2 pseudogenes are annotated in these 924 nt (G+C 69.6%); one reads left to right on the forward strand and one right to left on the reverse strand.

The window, feature by feature from the left end:
- Positions 1-542, forward strand: a pseudogene (locus tag A5702_RS00715) (VWA domain-containing protein); the annotation flags it as partial.
- Positions 543-546: 4 nt separating this feature from the next.
- Here the strand turns inward: A5702_RS00715 and A5702_RS00720 are convergent.
- A pseudogene (locus tag A5702_RS00720) lies at positions 547-924 on the reverse strand (hypothetical protein); the annotation flags it as partial.

Below are 924 nucleotides of genomic sequence, written 5' to 3' on the forward strand. Positions count from 1 at the left end.
CGCCGCAGCACCAGGCGACGATCGACGCGCTCAAGAAGCTCGACTTCGCCGACAGCACGGCGACCGGGCAGGCCATCTTCACCGCCCTGCACGCGGTCAGCGCCACCGCCATCACCGGTGGCGACACGCCGCCGCCGGCCCGCATCGTGCTGCTGTCCGACGGCAAGGAGAACAAGCCGTCCAACCCCAGCGACCCGCACGACGGGGCCTACACCGCGGCGCGGCTGGCCCGCGACGAGGGGGTGCCCATCTCGACGATTTCGTTCGGCACGCCGTACGGCACCGTCGAGTACGAGGGCGCCACCATCCCGGTTCCCGTCGACGATCAGACGCTGAAGAAGATCTGCGAGATCACCGACGGCCAGTCGTTCCACGCCGACAGCCTGGAGTCGCTGAAGGACGTCTACGCGACTCTGCAGCGCCAGATCGGCTACGAAACCGTCAAGGGCGACGCCAGCCTGGCCTGGATGCTGCTGGGGGCCGTCGCGATGGCCGGCGCCGTCCTGGCCGGCCTGTTCCTGAACCGCCGGCTGCCCTCCTGAGCGATCAGACCGGCAGTCGCCGGTTGATCAGCAGCGCCAGCGCCGTCGCGATCAGGGCGGTGAGCACGCCCAGGCGCAACCACCCGGCACTGCCGGGACCCGGCACGGTGCGGTAGCCGATGTCCTTCTCGATGGCGTTGTAGCTCTTGGACAGCTCGTCGACGGTGCCGGCGGTGTAGGACTGCCCGCCGGAGAGCTTGGCGATCATCTTCATCTGGTCCGTCGAGACCGGCACCGCGACCCGCTGCCCGTCCATCTCGATCTCGCCGGTCTTGGTGCCGAACGAGATCGTCGAGATGGGCACCCCCTCGTCGCGGGCCAGCCGCGCCGCGGTGTAGGCCCCCTCGTGCGGGTCCCTGGGGTTGGACGCCTTGTTCTCCTT

It is taken from the genome of Mycobacterium sp. E3339 (assembly GCF_001666915.1).
In the GTDB taxonomy this organism is placed as follows: Bacteria; Actinomycetota; Actinomycetes; order Mycobacteriales; family Mycobacteriaceae; genus Mycobacterium.